This is a genomic window from Marivita sp. (assembly GCF_017643905.1).
In the GTDB taxonomy this organism is placed as follows: domain Bacteria; phylum Pseudomonadota; class Alphaproteobacteria; order Rhodobacterales; family Rhodobacteraceae; genus Marivita.
Map to the genome: position 1 here is coordinate 1 of NZ_JAEPMO010000105.1, position 16543 is coordinate 16543.

Consider the following 16543-nt stretch of genomic DNA (forward strand, 5'->3'; position numbering starts at 1 on the left):
CACCTTGTCGTCGTAATACCCGCCGCCCCGCGCCTTGGGCTTGTCCGCCGTTCCGGTCTTGCCGCCCACCGAATAGCCCGGCACCTCGCCAAAACTGGCGGTGCCTTCGGTCACGACTTTCCGAAGCATATCCAGCGACTGCCGCGCGGTCCGTTCGGACATCAGGCGCGGCCCGAGCTTGGGCCCGTCCTGCCGGAGCAGCGTCGGCTCGACCTTGTACCCTCCATTGGCAATCGCCGCATAGCCTGCCGCCAGATGCAACGGGCTCGAAGACAGACCGTGACCATAGGAGATCGTCACGCTCGACAGGTCGGTCCAACGCTGCGGCACCAACGGCTTACCGCCGGCGGCCTCCACGATTTCGAGCGATGTGGGCTCAAAAAAGCCGAGCGACTTCAGGAACTCCTGCTGCCGCTGCGACCCGATGGCCAGCGCAAGCCGCCCCGTCCCCCGGTTCGAGCTTTTCACGATGATGTCCGAGACCGACAAAGGCCCGTAATTCTTGTTGTTGAACTCCCCGATCTTGAACCCGCCCACCTTCATCGGGCCGGACGTGTCGATCACGGTCTCGGGGCTGACCAGCCCCAGTTCCAGCGCCTGAGCCGAGGCGAAAATCTTGAAGGTCGATCCCAGCTCGTAGACCCCCTGCACCGCGCGGTTGAACAGCGGGCTGTCCGCCGCCTCGCCCTGGGTAAGAGGGCGCGGACGATCATTGGGATCGAAATCCGGCAAAGAGGCAATCGCGATCACTTCGCCCGTGTAAATGTCCATCAGGATGCTGGCCGCACCCTTGGCGTTCATCAGGTTCATGCCCCCCTGAAGCACACGTTCCGTGGCCGCCTGAATCGTCAGGTCCAGAGAAAGCTCGAGCGGCGCGCCCTCGCGCGCGGGATCACGCAGCTCGTCGTCGAAGAACTTCTCGATGCCCGCCGTTCCGATAACTTCAGCAGAATGAACACCTTCGCGGCCAAAGCTCGCCCCGCCAAGCACATGCGATGCCAGCGCACCATTGGGATAAAGTCGCATTTCACGCGGCCCAAACAGCAATCCGGGCTCCCCAATGTCATGCACCTTCTGCTTTTGCTCAGGACTCAGCTTTTTGCGCACCCACATGAACTTACGGGGCCCAGTGAAATCTTTGCGCAAACGTTCTTCGTCAAGCTCCGGAAAAATCTTGGCCAATTCGGCTGCAGTCCGGTTCGGATCGACCATCTGATGCGGATGCGCATAAAGCGAGAAGGTCTCCATATTGGTCGCCAGAATGCGCCCCTGACGGTCAACGATATCGGCCCGGCTCGCGATAATCGACGCGCCTGTCGCCTGCGCGCGCGGCTCTTCCGGCTCGGAGGCCGCCAATGTTCCCATCCGCGCCCCGATCACACCGAAGGCACAAAAGAACATCACCGCCATCACCAAAAGCCGCCCCTCGGCCCGCGACCGCGCCTTGTCACGCATCTGCTCATGGCGAATGCGCAGGTTCTCGCGTTCGATGGCATCGGGGTTTTCGCCTTTGCGACGGGCATCGAGGATTCGCGCCAGAGGGCGCAGCGGCGTGCGGATCATGGCTCTTGCTCCTGGGCTCCTGCACTTGAAATCTCAACCGGATCGGTGATCGGCAATTCAGGCGGCTGCGGATAGGCGATCTGGTCCACCCGTCCGAACTGGTCCGGCTCCAGCGGCATCAGACCCAGACGCTCGAAATTCACCTCGGCCAGATCACGCAGCCGGTCTGGCCGATTGAGATAGGCCCACTCCGCCCGCAACACCGCAAGCCGCGCCCGTGCATCCGCAATGTCGCTGCGCACGGATTGCGCCTCGCCCAGCGCGGCCTGTGTCTTATAATTCTCGTGATACGCCCAGAACGCAGCGGCGATCACGGTCAGGAAGGTCAGGACATACAGCAGCCACCGCATCAACGATCCTCTTTCAACAAGGGCAAGGCGATCTGCCCGGCATCAATGTCACCTGGTGGCGCATCGGTGCGCCTCGCCGCGCGCAGCTTGGCCGAGCGGGATCGCGGGTTGATCGCCAGTTCATCATCATCCGGACCCACCGCTTTGCGGGTCACGATCTCGAATGCCGGGGTTTCAGCTTCGATTTCGGGCGCATAGCGGTTGGCCCGCCCCGCCTGCCCGCCTCGCGCCTGCAGGAACCGCTTGACCATCCGGTCCTCGACCGAATGAAAGCTCACCACAGCCAGCAACCCACCGGGTTTCAACGCCCGCTCCGCCGCCATCAATCCCTGCATCAACGCACCGTATTCATCATTCACCGCGATCCGCAGCGCCTGAAAACTGCGCGTGGCCGGGTGCGACTGCCCAGGCTTGGGACGTGGCAGGCAGGATTCGACGATCCGGGTCAGCTCAAGCGTCCGCGTGATCGGCGTCACCTTGCGCGCAGCCACGATCGCCTTGGCGATCCGGCGCGAGGCGCGTTCTTCGCCGTAGGTATAGAGAATGTCCGCAATATCGAACTCGTCCGCCGTGTTGACGATATCGGCCGCCGACAGGCCGTCCTGCCCCATCCGCATGTCCAAGGGGCCATCCTTCATAAAGGAAAACCCCCGCTCTGCGAGGTCAAGCTGCATCGACGACACGCCGAGGTCCAGCACAACCCCGTCCACATCAGAAGCGATCCGATCCATCTCGGCGAAATTGGCGCGGTGCAATTCGATCCGGCCGCCAAACTCGGGCAACCACGCGGCCGCCATCTCATGCGCCAGCGGATCGCGGTCGATCCCAATGACCTTGTCTGCACCGGCCTCGATCAATCCGCGTGCATAGCCCCCCGCACCAAAGGTGCCATCGACCCAGATACCCGCCACCGGCGCCACCGCCCGCAAGAGCGGAGCAAGAAGGACGGGAATGTGCGGGTCGGTTGAAGGAGTGGCAGCGGCAGCAGACATATCCGATCACTCCCCCGGCTGCTGGTCCAGGAAGATGAGCGGATCGACATCGTCGGGCAGCTCATCCAGCCACTTGTCCGTCTTTGCCTGCTCCTCGGTCTCGTATGTTTCCGGCTCCCAGATCTGGAACGTGTCACCGGCACCGATGAAAAACGCCTCCGAGGTCAGCCCGATCTTTTCGCGCAACTTGGCCGGAAGCACCAGTCGCCCGGTTTCGTCCACGCTGGTTGCATGGGATTGCCCGCTGAAAAGCCGTTGTAAAATCTTGCGCTCGGTCGACCCGCGTGGCAGCGCTTCGATTTTGGCATCTACCTCGTCGATGGCCTCCATCGTATAGCACTCTAGATATTTCCGACGCTTGTCGCCGTAGACGATAACCAATTCGGGATTCAGACCTTCGGTGTAGTTCGGATCACCCGCTTCGAGGACACGACGAAAAGAGGCCGGGATTGACACCCTGCCCTTGCCATCAACCTTGTGATGACTTTCGCCTCTGAACCTCAATCTGCGGGTCACTGCCCTACTGGTCCTCTCATGCCTCTGATCCCTGGAAACGGAAACGGCGGGTTGATCTGCTGCCACTGATCAACCCGCCGTCCGTGTCCCGTTTCCGGGAAGTCCGACTGCGCGCGCCACCTGGGGGGATGTCTGCTCGCCCGCGCGCCGGATCTCTGTGTTGATGAAAGCGGGTGCCTGTATGAAACCTGCTTTTTTTATTATTTGGATACCGCGTCGAGGTCTGTGCGCCTCGTTTGCTGTTCCTGCTCTCATCTCGTGCATTAGGGATGCCATGGGAAAACATGGGTCGCAACAGTTTTTTATGGGAATTTTTGTCTACATGATGTTTCAGAGCGCCTTCAGAAATCGCACATGGTGGAAAATCGGCTCAATCCAAGCAAGATAAACCACTCGTGCGACCCACGGCCACAATATCTAGAGGTCGTGCGCGGGAAATATACTTGCCCATAATTTCCCGCGCCCGAAACAAACAAACCAAGAACATCACCAACCGGAAAGATATCAACACCGAAAATCTGCCGATTTTCTCCAAGAATCCAGTCGAATCACCTTTATGATTCGACATGTCGCATAGGCTGCAGGCGGTTCGTCCCATCTTTTCCCATGCCCCGTCCCGCATTTTCCCATGCCCGAACCATAGACGACCAAGGATCGGCAAAGCTTGCAATGCGATCTGCCCGGCTGTACGCCAAAGAGGTCATGGTCCGGGCAACACCCGGTGAAAAGGGAACGTGGTGAAATCCCACGACTGCCCCCGCAACTGTAAGCGGCGAGCGTGTTCGGCATATGCCACTGGGAAACCGGGAAGGCCCGACACACGCCCCGACCCGCAAGTCAGGAGACCTGCCGTGACAGATCACCCTACACTCGCGCGGGGTGCGCGGGATGTGACGGAACTCCGGTGTGGTGACAGTCACCGTCTTTGGGCGTGCCCTTAGACTTGATATGTTCGATGCGCGGGAGGCAGAGCGGTGAAGCTCTTTGGTGCGCTGATGGTTTTGACAGGAGGGATGTTCCTTGCATCGCTCTTTGTCGGCTATGCGGCGATCTCTGTCCCCGAAGGATTGGCGGCGCTCATCGGGCGCGGCAACCCGCTCTACGTGACCATCATGCAGGACATCCGCCTGCCCCGGGCGCTTCTGGCGGCGATGGTCGGCGTTTCGCTTGGCCTGTCCGGAGCGGCCATGCAGGGCTATCTGCGCAACCCCCTCGCGGAACCGGGCCTGATCGGCGTGTCGGGGTCTGCTGCACTTGGCGCGGTGATCGCCCTGCAGACCGGGCTCGCCGCCGCGTTCCTGCTGGCGCTGCCGATCGCAGCACTTGCCTTTGCCGCTCTGGCGGTCGGGTTGATCCTGCTGCTGGCCGGTCCGCGCGGGTCGTCGCTGACCCTGATCCTTGCAGGAATTGCAGTGTCCGCCTTTGCCGCAGCGCTGACCTCGCTGACGCTGAACCTGTCGCCCAACCCCTATGCCGCGTCCGAGATCATGTTCTGGTTGATGGGCTCGGTCGCCAACCGCGCCATGAGCCATGTCTGGCTGGCCCTGCCGATCATGGCACTGGGCTGGATTTTGCTGGCAGGCCTTGGCCGGGGCCTTGATGCGCTGACCTTGGGGGAAGATGCCGCCGAAGCTCTTGGCATCTCGCTCTCCCGCCTGCGCCTGCAACTCCTGCTTGGCACCGCCGCCGCTGTTGGTGCGGCCACCGCAGTGGCCGGTGCCGTAGGCTTTGTCGGCTTGGTCGTCCCGCACATCCTGCGCCGCTTTGCCCATGGCCGCCCGTCGACCCTGCTCTGGGCCTCGGCCCTTGGCGGAGCCGCGATGGTCTTGGCCGCTGACCTGACCACCCGACTGATCCTGCCGGACCGCGACCTGAAACTGGGCGTGGTCATGGCTCTGATCGGCGCACCACTGTTCCTGCACCTTATATACAAGACACGGAGGGAGATCGCGTGACCCTCCTCACCGTGCAGAACCTCACTGTCCGTCGCGGCGAATGTCCGGTGGTGGATAATGCGTCCTTCGCCATCAGTCCCGGCGAATGTGTTGGCCTGATCGGCCCCAATGGCGCGGGCAAGACATCGCTGCTGCGCGGCGCGCTTGGCTTGCTGCCCTTCGAAGGCACAAGCACCCTTGCCGCCCTGCCCACACGCAAACGCGCCGCCCAAGCCGCATGGCTGCCGCAGAACCGCGAAATCGCGTGGCCGATGAACGTGGAGCGGATCGTCGCCCTTGGCCGACTGCCTTACCTCGCCCGTGGCGCGCGCCTTGGCCCCACGGACCAAAGCGCCGTCGACGCCGCCCTCACTCGCATGGGCCTGCAAACCTACCGCGCCCGTCTTGCGACCGCCCTCTCGGGCGGCGAACAGGCCCGCGTGCTGATCGCGCGCACCTTGGCGCAGGACACGCCGCTCCTGATGGCGGATGAGCCCATTGCCGGGCTCGACCCGGCGGCCCAGATCGCCACGCTTCAGGTGTTCGAAGCGCTGGCCCAGGAAGGGCGGGCGGTCCTGACCTCACTGCATGACCTGTCGCTTGCGGGGCGCTATTGCACGCGGCTGATCCTGATGGGCGCAGGTCGCATCATTGCAGACGGATCCCCCCGCGATGTGCTGACGCCCGACCTTCTGGCGCAAGTCTTTCGGCTTCAGGCAGAGGTTCTGGACACGCCGCACGGCCCTATCATTCAGCCCTTGGGAGTGCTCACATGACCGAGATCATCGCCTTCTTGAACATCGGTGGCCCTGCGCTCTGGGTGATTGCGGGTCTGAGCGTGGTCACCCTCGGCCTGATCCTGTGGAAACTCTGGCGCTTGTCTCTCATGGGGGCATGGCGGCGCAGCGCAAGCGAAAAGGCGGTCTCGCTCTGGCAAAAAGGCCAGCACGATGCAGCCCTGTCCAGCATCCAGCACCGCAAAGGTCTGCGCGCGCGGGTGGTCAAAGCCGCGATGCAGGCGGATCGCACATTGCACAGCGAAGATGCCCGCGATGAAACCGCCCGCGTTGCCCGGGGTGCCTTGATGGATGCAGGCAGCGGCTTGCGCGCACTTGACCTCATTGCCACGATCGCGCCCTTGGTGGGCCTTCTCGGCACCGTTCTGGGCATGATCGACGCCTTTCAGGCGTTGCAGGACAGTGGTGCCCGCGCCGATCCGTCGGCGCTGGCGGGCGGCATCTGGGAGGCGCTTCTCACCACAGCAGCAGGCATGGCGGTGGCAATCCCCGCATCCATGGCGCTCAGTTGGTTCGACAGCATCAATGACCGCCTCGCCCATGATTTCGATGATCTTGCGACCCGCATCCTGACCAAAGGAAAACAGGGCTGACATGTTGGAGTTGGCCCACCAGACACGCAGACGCCGCATCGGGTTGACCCCGATGATCGATGTCGTGTTCCTGCTGCTGGTGTTCTTCATGCTGGCCGCGCGGTTCGGCGTGACAGATGCAATCCCGGTCACTCTGTCCAGCGGCGCTGCCCAGTCCTATGACGGGCCACCTCGACTTGTGACGGTTCTGCCCAATGGGCTGCGCGTCAACGGCATCGACACCACGGACCCGGTCCAAGCCCTGACCCCGCTGATGGGATCTGATAAGGACATCATCATCCTGCGCGCCCGCGATGGCGCATCAGTGCAAGCCCTGCTCGACGCAATGGGGCAATTGCGCGCTGCGGGCTGGCCGAACCTCGTGGTGCTGGAATGAGACGCCGGGCGCTCATAATACCACGGGCGCGACGCTCCGCGCGCGAACCGGTTGTGCCGATGATCAACGTGGTGTTTCTGCTGCTGATCTTCTTTCTGATGACAGCGCAGATTGTCCCACCCGCGCCTTTCGATCTGACCCTGCCAAACGCCAGCGGCGATGAAGACACAGGCCAGAACGCTCTTTATATCAGTGCCAGCGGCGAGATCGCCTACGACACCGTCCGTGGCGAGGCCGCCCTCGCCCAAGCGGTCGCTGCAACCGCAGACAGGTCGTTGCGCGTTTATGCCGACGCCACATTGCCCGCCGCAACGCTTGCCCAAGTGCTCGCACAATTGACAGCCCTGGGAGCGACCGGGGTCGAGATCGTGACGGAGGGCGGCTGATGCGCATTGTCGAACTCACAGCCTTCATCGCTTTGTCGAGCGCGCTTCATGCCGCCACGCTCTTGCTTGCGCCCGTGCCGGGAGGCGGAAGCAGCGGCGGCGATGGCGGCACGGCGGATGTCACGCTTCAAGCCGCAACCTCGACATTGGCCGCGATGGTTCAGGACTGGGACCGCCCGCCCGAAGTGAGCACCGCACCAGCTTTGCTGCAACCCGAGGCATCCCCAGCGCCGGACCGCCCGACAGCCGAGGCCAGACCGGACAGACGCCCGCAACAGACGGCGCTGGCCGCCCCGAGCGCCCCATCGGACCGTCCACAGGTCGAAACGCGCCTGCCCGCGCCGCCTGTACCCCTGGCCGCGCCCGAACCAGACGCGCTGGCCCTGCCTGACGCAGGCAACACGGGCCTGCCCAACCTGCCCCGCGCCCTGACGGCATCCCGCCTTGCATCACCGCAACTGGCCGCGCCGCCCGACATTGCCCAAGCGGAACCGTACGTGGACACAAGCCCCGCCGAAAGCCGGACCGCGCCAGTCGCGTCGCTGCGACCAGAGCGCGCCGCCACGAGACCCGCGCCAGAGCCGACACCTCAATCCGCACCGCGCCCGGCGCAAACGGCCAAAAGCAGCGGTTCGACATCCACCACAACCAAGGCCGCAACGCGCGCGGCCCCGGTGGCCAGCGGCCCGTCAAAGGCACAGCTTGCGCGGTTGGAGCAGCAATGGGGCGCACAGATCACATCTGCCCTACGCCGCGCACATCGGCCGCCGCGTGGGACCGTAGGGACGGTGAAACTGGTGATCGCCATCACACCATCGGGGCAAGTGGCCGGGGTGTCACTGGCAGCCTCCTCGGGCAACAGCCGGTTGGATCAGGCAGCACTTGCGGCCGTCCAGCGCGCAAGGTTCCCGCGCGCACCGCAAGGGCTGACGAAGTCCAGTTATCGCTTCAGCCAACGTCTGACTGTGTCGCGATAGCGCTCCGTCGACGCATCGTCCCGGCTCAGGCCATGCCCCCCTTGATCAACCCGTCGGCAAGCTGCGCATAGGCGTCCGCCATCGGCCCATCCCCCGCCGCAATCGGCACGCCGCCATCGCCCGCCAGCCGCGTGTCGAGATCCAGCGGCAGTTGCGCCAACAAGGGAACCCCGCGCGCCGAGGCTTCGGCCACCGTGCCGCCCGATCCGAAGATATGGCTTTGCCCGCCGCAATGCGGGCAGGTGAAGACGGCCATGTTCTCGATCAAGCCCAGCACAGGGGTTTTCAACGTCTCGAACATATCCAACGCCTTGCGCGCATCCAGCAGCGCCACGTCCTGTGGCGTAGACACCACAATGGCCCCCGAAACCTGCGCCTTCTGGCACAGCGTCATCGCCACATCTCCTGTTCCGGGGGGCAAATCGACCAGCAGCACGTCCAGTTCACCCCAAGCCACTTGGCTCAGCATTTGCTGCAACGCCCCCATCAGCATCGGCCCACGCCAGACCACGGCCTTTTCCTCGGGCAGCATCAGACCGATGGACATGAAGGTCACGCCATGGGCCATTAGAGGAATGATCGTCTGACCATCAGGGCTTTCGGGTTTTTGCGAAAGACCCATCATGCGCGGCTGACTTGGGCCGTAGATATCGGCATCGAGCAGCCCAACCCGGCGGCCCGCCCGCGCCAAGGCCACGGCAAGGTTCGACGACACAGTGGATTTTCCGACACCCCCCTTGCCCGACCCGATTGCCAGAATGCGCGCTACGCCGGACGGTTTCAACGATCCGGTCTGCGGTTTCATGTGGCCCCCGATCTTGAGACCGGAGGGTGGCTTTGCGGCAGGGCCATGGGCGGTCAGCGCGACCGTCACCTGCGAAACCCCCGGCAAGTCCGCCACGACCGCCTCGGCTGCCTTGCGCACAGGCTCCATCAGACGGGCGATCTCGGGTGATGGCGCTTCAATGACAAAGCGCACAACCGCCCCGTCGATCTGAATCGCCCGGACCAGATCGCCCGAAATCAGGTCTTTGCCATCGGGAATCGCCACACGCGACAAGGCTGCGCGAATCTGCTCGGTCGTTACGGACATGCCCAACCTTTCCTCATTCTGTAAAAGAAATGGCAGGCCTGCCGTTATGCTTCAACCTATTGCCGCAGAAACAGGCCTGTTAGCGCAAAACGCACAAATTTGAACCATCGCGCCTATGCAATTGCTGCATAGCAGCATTGAAGCAAATTTCCATTGTGCAATTGCAGCATTCGCCTATCTTCATCTCAAGCGAACGGAAACACACAAATTCGAACAGAGCAGACATATGGCATACGAAACAAACAGTCTCGGCGCGGTCGGCAATGGCATCATGGATCGGGTCAACACCCTGATCGCAGATTATCGCGCCAAAGCGGCACGCCGCAAGATTTACCGCGACACCCTGCGCGAACTCAGCGCGCTGTCGCATCGCGAATTGTGCGATCTGGGATTGAACCATTCCGAGATCAAGCGCGTTGCGTATCAGGCAGCTTACGAAAGCTGAACGACATTCGATGAGCAAGCGCCCCTGCGGGCCCCTCATCACACCGGCTCGGACGTCCTCTCCTCCTCCCTGGACGTTCCGGACTTGACGGTGGCACCTCTCCTCCTCCCTGGGTGTCACCGTCACAAAGTTTCGGGCTTCGGCTCACACGGTCTCGGCATCCTCTCCTCCTCCCTGGATGTCGTGAACTCGACGGTGGCACGTCTCCTCCTCCCTCGTGCCACCGTCACAAGGCTTCGGGCTCACGCCCACACGAGCTCGGCATCCTCTCCTCCTCCCTGGATGCCGTGAACTCGACGGTGGCACCTCTCCTCCTCCCTGGTGCCACCGTCACAAGGTTTCGGGCTTACGCCCACACAAGATCGGCGTCCTCTCCTCCTCCCTGGATGCCGTGAACTGGAAACGGTGGTGCCTCTCCTCCCTTGGCACCACCGTTTTTTCTTGAGAGACGCATCCTGATCCGGGGTTTCGACACCCACCGAAGAAATGCGACCTCTAGCGGTCGCCTTTCGATGCGCAGAGTCCCAAGAGACGCCGCACCTTTGCTGAAACGGTCAGGTGCAGTCATGCCTTTACACACCCCATTCCTTGATCTGCTCGACGCGCTAGCGACGATTTACGAGGCAGAGCCCGATCCGCAGGGCCCTTACACAGCGCAAACCCTGCGCGTGACGCCATCACCTGTTGCCTTCGACCGCCAACCGCCCTGTTTGCTGGACGCGGGTATCCGCAGCGTTCTGGAGAGCAGCCCGCATCCGGCAGCGCGCGCGACCCTTGCCGCGCAGGATGTGTTGCCCTGGGGATCAAACCCGGTCGAGGACAACACCGAGGCCAGCATCGCGGCGATGATCAGTGTGGCCACCCTGATGGGGCCGGAAGGCCCTATTCCCGCGCCGGATGTGCGGTTGGGATTGGTCTATATGCGGCCGGACTGCTACTATCCTCTGCACATTCACGACGCGGACGAGACCTATGTCATTCTGGCCGGCCAGGCGCTCTGGACCGCCGGGGATGACGTGCGGATGCGCGGCGCGGGCGACATGGTGCATCATCCCAGCCTGATGCCGCATGCCTTCCGCACAGGGTCCGAAGGGTTTGTCGCGCTCTGGCGCTGGAGCGGGGACATCAACCTGCACTCCTATGCCTTCATCGAAGATGTCGCGACTGACTTGCAGGCCTGATCAACCGCGCGGCGCTTCGCGCAGATCGACCTCCATATAGTCGAAATGGTCGGCAAGCTCGATCGGGTCGGAACATTCGGGATAACGCGGGATAGATCGGAAACCCAATTTGCGGTAAATGCGCAGCATGTCCTCATTGCCCTTGACGGCATTGACCAGCAGCGTCGTCCAGCCCATCTCACGTGCCGCATCCATCCGCGCGTCCACCAACGCCTGGCCCAAGCCGTGACCGTTCGCCTCGGGGCGCACAAAGAGCCGCTTCATCTCGCCCGCGTCGGGCCGCGCCTGTTGCAGCGTTCCGCAGCCGACCAATCGTCCGTCGCTGTCATGCACCAGCATTAGCCGTCCTGTTGGGGGCATAACCTTGTGCAGATTGCTCCAAAAACCTGCGATAGGCAGTTCCGGGTCGATATTGGCAGGCCCACCGGCCAGTTCGAGTTTGCGAAGAACCACCTTGTAGTAGTCGATCAGCAAGTCGTGCAGCGCTTGCCTGTCTGGCACCTCGGACACCGAACTGATTTCGAAACGCATGCTGCACCTCAATGAATGGGCCACCGAGCGTTCACATCGGCTCGATAACGCAGCATGGCACGAATCGGCAAATGCGATAGCATTTTCTGCAGCCAACCCGGCAGCAAACGCCATGTCAGGCCGCGATTTTCCCGCCTGCCTTGGGTTTTCCTTTCCCCGCCCATTCGCTAGATGAGGCGCAACAGAACACTTGCGGCCCCGGATGGCTGCACAAAAGCGGGACCTGACCCATGGCGATGGAAAAGACATTCGACGCGAGCGAGGCCGAGGCGCGGCTTTACAAGGCGTGGGAAGAGAGCGGTGCCTTCAAGGCCGGGGCCAACGCCTCGCGCGAGGACGCGTTCTGCGTGATGATCCCGCCGCCCAACGTGACCGGCTCGCTGCATATGGGGCACGCCTTCAACAACACGTTGCAGGACATCCTTGTGCGCTGGCACCGGATGCGCGGCTTCGACACGCTCTGGCAGCCGGGCACCGACCACGCGGGCATCGCCACGCAGATGGTGACTGAACGCGAGATGGCCGCCAATGGTGAGCCGTCGCGCCGCGAAATGGGGCGCGAGGCGTTTCTCGACCGCGTGTGGCAGCAGAAGGTCAAATCGCGCGGCACGATCATCGGGCAGTTGAAGCGCCTTGGTGCCTCCGCCGACTGGTCGCGCGAAGCGTTCACCATGGGCGGTGCTGCGGGCGACCCGGATCGCGGCAATGGGCCGAACTTCCACGATGCGGTGATCAAGGTCTTTGTCGACATGTACAACAAGGGCCTGATCTATCGCGGCAAGCGGTTGGTCAACTGGGACCCGCACTTTGAGACCGCGATCTCGGATCTCGAGGTCGAGAATATCGAAAACCCCGGCCATATGTGGCACTTCAAATACCCACTCGCGGGCGGGGCCACCTATACCTACATCGAAAAGGACGAGGACGGGAATGTCGTGCTGGAGGAAGAGCGCGACTATATCTCCATCGCAACGACGCGCCCCGAAACCATGCTGGGCGACGGTGCTGTTGCGGTTCATCCGTCAGATGAACGCTATGCGCCAATCGTCGGAAAACTATGCGAGATTCCGGTTGGGCCGAAAGAGCACCGCCGCCTGATCCCGATCATCACCGACGAATACCCCGATCCCACATTCGGTTCGGGCGCAGTGAAGATCACAGGTGCACATGACTTCAACGATTACGGTGTCGCCAAGCGCGGGAACATCCCCTGCTACCGCCTGATGGACACCAAGGCCCACATGCGCGACGACGGCGCGCCGTACGAAGAGGCCGCGCTGATCGCTGGTGCCGTGGCACGCGGTGAGCGCACTCTGACCGAGGCCGAGACCGACGCGCTGAACCTCGTGCCGGATCACCTGCGCGGGCTGGACCGGTTCGAGGCGCGCAAGCGGGTTGTGGAGGAGATCACGGCCGAGGGTCTGGCGGTCATGGTGCCCGCCACCGACCCGCGCCTTGGTTCACCCAAAGCGCCGGTCGCCCCTGAAGAGGGCGGCGAAGCGCGCGATGACGCGATTGTTCCGCTGGTCGAAGCCAAGCCGATCATGCAGCCCTTCGGCGACCGCTCCAAAGTGGTCATCGAACCGATGCTGACGGACCAATGGTTCGTGGACGCCGAAAAGATCGTCGGCCCCGCGCTGGACGCCGTGCGCTCGGGCGAGGTCAAGATCGTGCCGGAATCGGGTGAGCGGACCTACTACCACTGGCTCGAGAATATCGAACCGTGGTGCATCTCGCGCCAACTTTGGTGGGGGCATCAGATCCCGGTGTGGTTCGATGCTGACGGCAATCAGTACTGCGCGCCGACCGAAGCCGAAGCACAGGCGATGGCGGGCGACGGTGTAGCACTCACCCGCGACCCTGACGTTCTGGACACATGGTTCTCCTCCGGTCTCTGGCCCATCGGCACGCTCGGCTGGCCGGAACAGACACCGGAGCTGCAAAAATATTTCCCGACATCCGTGCTTGTGACGGGGCAGGACATCCTGTTCTTCTGGGTCGCGCGGATGATGATGATGCAACTCGCCGTGGTCGATCAGATCCCGTTCAAGGATGTCTACCTGCATGGCCTCGTCCGCGACGCCAAGGGCAAGAAGATGTCCAAAAGCTTGGGCAACGTGGTCGATCCGCTTGAGATCATTGACGAATACGGCGCGGACGCGCTGCGCTTCACCAATGCGGCGATGGCCTCTCTGGGTGGGGTTCTGAAGCTCGACATGCAACGGATCGCTGGCTACCGGAACTTCGGAACGAAGCTCTGGAACGCGACGCGCTTTGCCGAGATGAACGGCGTGTTCGAGAACCGGGCCCCCAGCGCCGACATCCCCAAGGCGACCGCGACGGTGAACCAGTGGATCATCGGGGAAACCGCCCGCGTGCGCGGCGAAGTGGATGCGGCCCTCGCCGCCTACCGCTTCGACGATGCGGCGGCGGCGCTTTATCGCTTTGTCTGGGGCAAGGTCTGCGACTGGTACGTGGAATTCTCCAAGCCCCTCCTGCTGGACGACGGCCCGCAGACGGCGGAGACCAAGGCGACGATGGCGTGGGTCATCGACCAGTGTCTGATCTTGCTGCACCCGATCATGCCCTTCATCACAGAAGAACTTTGGGCGGTGACAGGCGACCGGTCGAAGATGCTCGTCCATGCCGACTGGCCGACCTATGGCGACGACCTGATCGACGCCGAGGCCGACCGCGAGATGAACTGGGTGATCGGCCTGATCGAGGGCATCCGGTCAGCCCGGCAGCAGATGCACGTGCCGGTGGGGCTCTACCTGCCGCTGGTGGTCAAGGATATGGGAGATGCCGCGAAGGCCGCGTGGGACCGCAACGAGGTGCTGATCAAGCGTCTGGCGCGGATCGACGACCTGACCGTGGTGGACGCCTTCCCGAAAGGCTGCGCGACCGTGCCGATGGAAGGCGCAAGTTTTGGTCTGCCGCTGGCCGATATCATCGACGTGGCTGAAGAAAAGGCGCGGCTTGAGAAGTCGCTGCAGAAACTCGCCAAGGAGATCGGCGGGATGAAGGGGCGTCTGGGCAACCCGAAATTCGTCGAATCCGCACCCGAAGAGGTGGTCGAAGAAACCCGCGCCAACCTTGCGGCGCGCGAAGAGGAAGCGGCGCAGTTGAACGAGGCACTGGCGCGCTTGGCTGAACTGGGATGAGCGAAGGCCGGGCCTCTGCCCGGCCTGTGTCTTGGTCCGCCTATTCGGCCACGTGCCGGCGGCCTTCTTTTTCCGCCGCATAATTGGCCTGCGCCGTCTCGACCGCCTTGGCGTGAATCTCGGCCAGTTCCGGGCGCATCTTCTGTGCCCGCATCGCGGCGTTCATTGTGGACATATGCTGGCCCTGGAAATGCGGGAACACTTCGCGCGCGATCAGGTCGTAGCTGCGCTTGGTCGCCTCGAAATTGGCCCAGTTGTGCGCCAGCATCAGGTATGCCCCGAACCCGCCATTCGACTGCTTCCACAGCCGGTCGATCTGGGCACGGCACATCTCGGGTGTGCCGATGGCGCCGAAGCCTGAATCGTTGATGAAGTCGATCATTTCCTTGGCGTTCTGGCCTGGCATCGACATCTGCGGGAAGGCGGCGATCTCCTGGAAATAGTTGAACCAGTGCTCGATCCCGTATTCCACGTCGCGCCGCGCCTGTTCCGCGGTTTCCGCGATGTGGCACAGGCCGACGAGCCGCCATTTGGAGCGATCCACCTGCTGGTTGTGGTGTCTTGCTTCTTCTTCGATCACGTCCCAATGCAGGGCAAGCGCGTCAAAGCCTGCCGCCGTGGTCGCGCCGATGGAGATCAGGCCGGTGCCGTATTTCCCGGCAAGCTTCGGCCCCGTGGGCGACGCGACGGCGGCTGTTGCCAGATCGAAATTGGAATAGGGCCGGAGATGCAAACGCGCATCCTTGAGCGTCCAGCGGTCGTTTTCGAAATTGACAGGCTCTTCCGAGCGCAACAGCCGTGTGATGATGTCGAGCCCGTCCGCCAAGAGGCCACGCGTGTCCTTCTGGCTCAGCCCGATCATCGTGGCGTCGGTGGGCAGCGATCCTGGCCCGAGGCCCAGCATGACACGGCCACGTGTCAGGTGGTCAAGCTGCACCATGCGTTCGGCGACCCAGAGCGGGTTGTGGTAGCTGACCGACACCACGCCGGTGCCCAGCTTGATGTGCTTCGTGCGTTCGGCGGCGGTGGCGATCATGATCTCGGGACTGGCCGAGATCTCGGACCCCGCCGAATGATGTTCGCCGAACCAGACCTCGTCATAGTCGCAACGGTCCAGCCATTGGACCAGTTCAAGGTCCTGCTCGAGCGCCAGTGTCGGATTGATCCCCGGCTTGTGGAACGGGGCGAGAAATATGCCGAAACGCATACGGTTGTTCATGAGAATCCTCCCTTTGTGCGCCCGCACGTTGTGTGCGTGACGCAGGGGAAGCTTAAAATGCGATTCCGAATTCGCCTAATGAACTTTTCTCACCGCCTGCGCGAGATGTTGCGCACAGGCGTTTGGCCCGGGTCGGGGTTGGTCCCGCCGGGCTGAACACTGTGGTCTGGAAAAGAAGCGGCGCCGCCCCGAAGGCCTGACATCTGCTTTTCGCTGTCGGGCGTCACCCGAACCCTGTGGCCCTGCCAAAGGCCCTGTTGACCGGTCTTTCACGGGTGTCCCCTGTCGGGGCATGAAAGCAATCGTCAGCATGGAGTCGCGGTGTGGGAGTGACCCTCTCCGCTCGATGCGCATCGTGCGGGGGGTTTTGGCGGGCGAGGGTTAAGACTTCGGTAAGGGACCGCGCGGTGGACGGGCTTTCGAAAG

16 protein-coding genes and 1 riboswitch are annotated in these 16543 nt (G+C 62.9%); of the genes, 9 read left to right on the forward strand and 7 right to left on the reverse strand.

The annotated features are described in order from the left end of the window. The 4 genes from JJ869_RS16070 to mraZ all read right to left on the reverse strand — a co-directional run. Nucleotides 1-1563 (reverse strand): penicillin-binding protein 2 (locus tag JJ869_RS16070; protein WP_292268578.1); only part of this gene is annotated, 1563 nt, incomplete at its 3' end. Next, a complete protein-coding gene (locus JJ869_RS16075) occupies nucleotides 1560-1913 on the reverse strand; it encodes a cell division protein FtsL (RefSeq protein WP_292268579.1) in 354 nt (117 codons plus the stop codon). The genes JJ869_RS16070 and JJ869_RS16075, both read right to left, overlap by 4 nt. Next, nucleotides 1913-2905 (reverse strand): 16S rRNA (cytosine(1402)-N(4))-methyltransferase RsmH, encoded by a 993-nt coding sequence (rsmH, locus tag JJ869_RS16080; protein ID WP_292268580.1) that lies wholly within the window; start codon nucleotides 2903-2905, stop codon nucleotides 1913-1915. Before rsmH ends, JJ869_RS16075 begins: the two co-directional genes overlap by 1 nt. Before the next feature lie 6 nt (nucleotides 2906-2911). After that, nucleotides 2912-3421: a division/cell wall cluster transcriptional repressor MraZ gene (gene mraZ, locus JJ869_RS16085; protein WP_292268581.1), complete on the reverse strand. Its 510-nt coding sequence runs from the start codon at nucleotides 3419-3421 to the stop codon at nucleotides 2912-2914. Between the two features lie 686 nt (nucleotides 3422-4107). Next, a riboswitch (cobalamin riboswitch) is annotated at nucleotides 4108-4290 on the forward strand. A gap of 126 nt (nucleotides 4291-4416) precedes the next feature. Here mraZ and JJ869_RS16090 point away from each other — a divergent pair. From JJ869_RS16090 to JJ869_RS16115, 6 genes are read left to right on the forward strand one after another with little or no spacing between them, the layout of a single operon-like run. Next, a complete protein-coding gene (locus JJ869_RS16090; protein WP_292268592.1) occupies nucleotides 4417-5376 on the forward strand; it encodes an iron ABC transporter permease in 960 nt (319 codons plus the stop codon). Next, nucleotides 5373-6131, forward strand: coding sequence for an ABC transporter ATP-binding protein (locus tag JJ869_RS16095; protein WP_292268582.1), 759 nt, complete (start codon nucleotides 5373-5375; stop codon nucleotides 6129-6131). Before JJ869_RS16090 ends, JJ869_RS16095 begins: the two co-directional genes overlap by 4 nt. After that, entirely contained in the window at nucleotides 6128-6745 is a 618-nt protein-coding gene (locus tag JJ869_RS16100) for a MotA/TolQ/ExbB proton channel family protein (RefSeq protein ID WP_292268583.1), read from the forward strand. The genes JJ869_RS16095 and JJ869_RS16100 overlap by 4 nt, the downstream gene beginning before the upstream one ends. Before the next feature lies 1 nt (nucleotide 6746). Next, nucleotides 6747-7121, forward strand: coding sequence for a biopolymer transporter ExbD (locus tag JJ869_RS16105; RefSeq protein ID WP_292268584.1), 375 nt, complete (start codon nucleotides 6747-6749; stop codon nucleotides 7119-7121). Further along, a complete protein-coding gene (locus JJ869_RS16110; RefSeq protein WP_292268585.1) occupies nucleotides 7118-7507 on the forward strand; it encodes a biopolymer transporter ExbD in 390 nt (129 codons plus the stop codon). The genes JJ869_RS16105 and JJ869_RS16110 overlap by 4 nt, the downstream gene beginning before the upstream one ends. Then, entirely contained in the window at nucleotides 7507-8484 is a 978-nt protein-coding gene (locus tag JJ869_RS16115) for a TonB family protein (protein WP_292268586.1), read from the forward strand. Before JJ869_RS16110 ends, JJ869_RS16115 begins: the two co-directional genes overlap by 1 nt. A gap of 25 nt (nucleotides 8485-8509) precedes the next feature. Here the strand turns inward: JJ869_RS16115 and JJ869_RS16120 are convergent, their stop codons facing one another. Then, a complete protein-coding gene (locus JJ869_RS16120) occupies nucleotides 8510-9577 on the reverse strand; it encodes a P-loop NTPase (protein ID WP_292268587.1) in 1068 nt (355 codons plus the stop codon). 271 nt (nucleotides 9578-9848) lie between these two features. On the opposite strand from JJ869_RS16120, the gene JJ869_RS16125 reads away from it, so the two are divergent. Both JJ869_RS16125 and JJ869_RS16130 read left to right on the forward strand, forming a co-directional pair. Beyond that, nucleotides 9849-10022: a DUF1127 domain-containing protein gene (locus JJ869_RS16125; RefSeq protein ID WP_138488115.1), complete on the forward strand. Its 174-nt coding sequence runs from the start codon at nucleotides 9849-9851 to the stop codon at nucleotides 10020-10022. A gap of 566 nt (nucleotides 10023-10588) precedes the next feature. Then, nucleotides 10589-11203: a dimethylsulfonioproprionate lyase family protein gene (locus JJ869_RS16130; RefSeq protein ID WP_292268588.1), complete on the forward strand. Its 615-nt coding sequence runs from the start codon at nucleotides 10589-10591 to the stop codon at nucleotides 11201-11203. Here JJ869_RS16130 and JJ869_RS16135 read toward each other — a convergent pair whose 3' ends face one another. Further along, nucleotides 11204-11734: a GNAT family N-acetyltransferase gene (locus JJ869_RS16135; RefSeq protein ID WP_292268589.1), complete on the reverse strand. Its 531-nt coding sequence runs from the start codon at nucleotides 11732-11734 to the stop codon at nucleotides 11204-11206. A 230-nt stretch (nucleotides 11735-11964) separates the two neighbouring features. On the opposite strand from JJ869_RS16135, the gene JJ869_RS16140 reads away from it, so the two are divergent. Continuing rightward, a complete protein-coding gene (locus JJ869_RS16140) occupies nucleotides 11965-14898 on the forward strand; it encodes a valine--tRNA ligase (protein ID WP_292268590.1) in 2934 nt (977 codons plus the stop codon). A gap of 40 nt (nucleotides 14899-14938) precedes the next feature. On the opposite strand, the gene JJ869_RS16145 is transcribed toward JJ869_RS16140, so the two are convergent. Further along, entirely contained in the window at nucleotides 14939-16117 is a 1179-nt protein-coding gene (locus JJ869_RS16145) for an LLM class flavin-dependent oxidoreductase (protein WP_292268591.1), read from the reverse strand. Nucleotides 16118-16543 lie beyond the last annotated feature (426 nt).

Bases quoted from the DNA above. Each gene is read 5' to 3' on its own strand.
- JJ869_RS16130 (WP_292268588.1), top strand. From the start codon at position 10,589: ATGCCTTTACACACCCCATTCCTTGATCTGCTCGACGCGCTAGCGACG.
- JJ869_RS16090 (WP_292268592.1), top strand. From the start codon at position 4,417: ATGGTTTTGACAGGAGGGATGTTCCTTGCATCGCTCTTTGTCGGCTAT.
- JJ869_RS16100 (WP_292268583.1), top strand. From the start codon at position 6,128: ATGACCGAGATCATCGCCTTCTTGAACATCGGTGGCCCTGCGCTCTGG.
- JJ869_RS16075 (WP_292268579.1), bottom strand. From the start codon at position 1,913: ATGCGGTGGCTGCTGTATGTCCTGACCTTCCTGACCGTGATCGCCGCT.
- JJ869_RS16120 (WP_292268587.1), bottom strand. From the start codon at position 9,577: ATGTCCGTAACGACCGAGCAGATTCGCGCAGCCTTGTCGCGTGTGGCG.
- JJ869_RS16105 (WP_292268584.1), top strand. From the start codon at position 6,747: ATGTTGGAGTTGGCCCACCAGACACGCAGACGCCGCATCGGGTTGACC.
- JJ869_RS16125 (WP_138488115.1), top strand. From the start codon at position 9,849: ATGGATCGGGTCAACACCCTGATCGCAGATTATCGCGCCAAAGCGGCA.
- JJ869_RS16115 (WP_292268586.1), top strand. From the start codon at position 7,507: ATGCGCATTGTCGAACTCACAGCCTTCATCGCTTTGTCGAGCGCGCTT.
- JJ869_RS16135 (WP_292268589.1), bottom strand. From the start codon at position 11,734: ATGCGTTTCGAAATCAGTTCGGTGTCCGAGGTGCCAGACAGGCAAGCG.
- rsmH (WP_292268580.1), bottom strand. From the start codon at position 2,905: ATGTCTGCTGCCGCTGCCACTCCTTCAACCGACCCGCACATTCCCGTC.
- JJ869_RS16140 (WP_292268590.1), top strand. From the start codon at position 11,965: ATGGCGATGGAAAAGACATTCGACGCGAGCGAGGCCGAGGCGCGGCTT.
- JJ869_RS16145 (WP_292268591.1), bottom strand. From the start codon at position 16,117: ATGAACAACCGTATGCGTTTCGGCATATTTCTCGCCCCGTTCCACAAG.
- JJ869_RS16110 (WP_292268585.1), top strand. From the start codon at position 7,118: ATGAGACGCCGGGCGCTCATAATACCACGGGCGCGACGCTCCGCGCGC.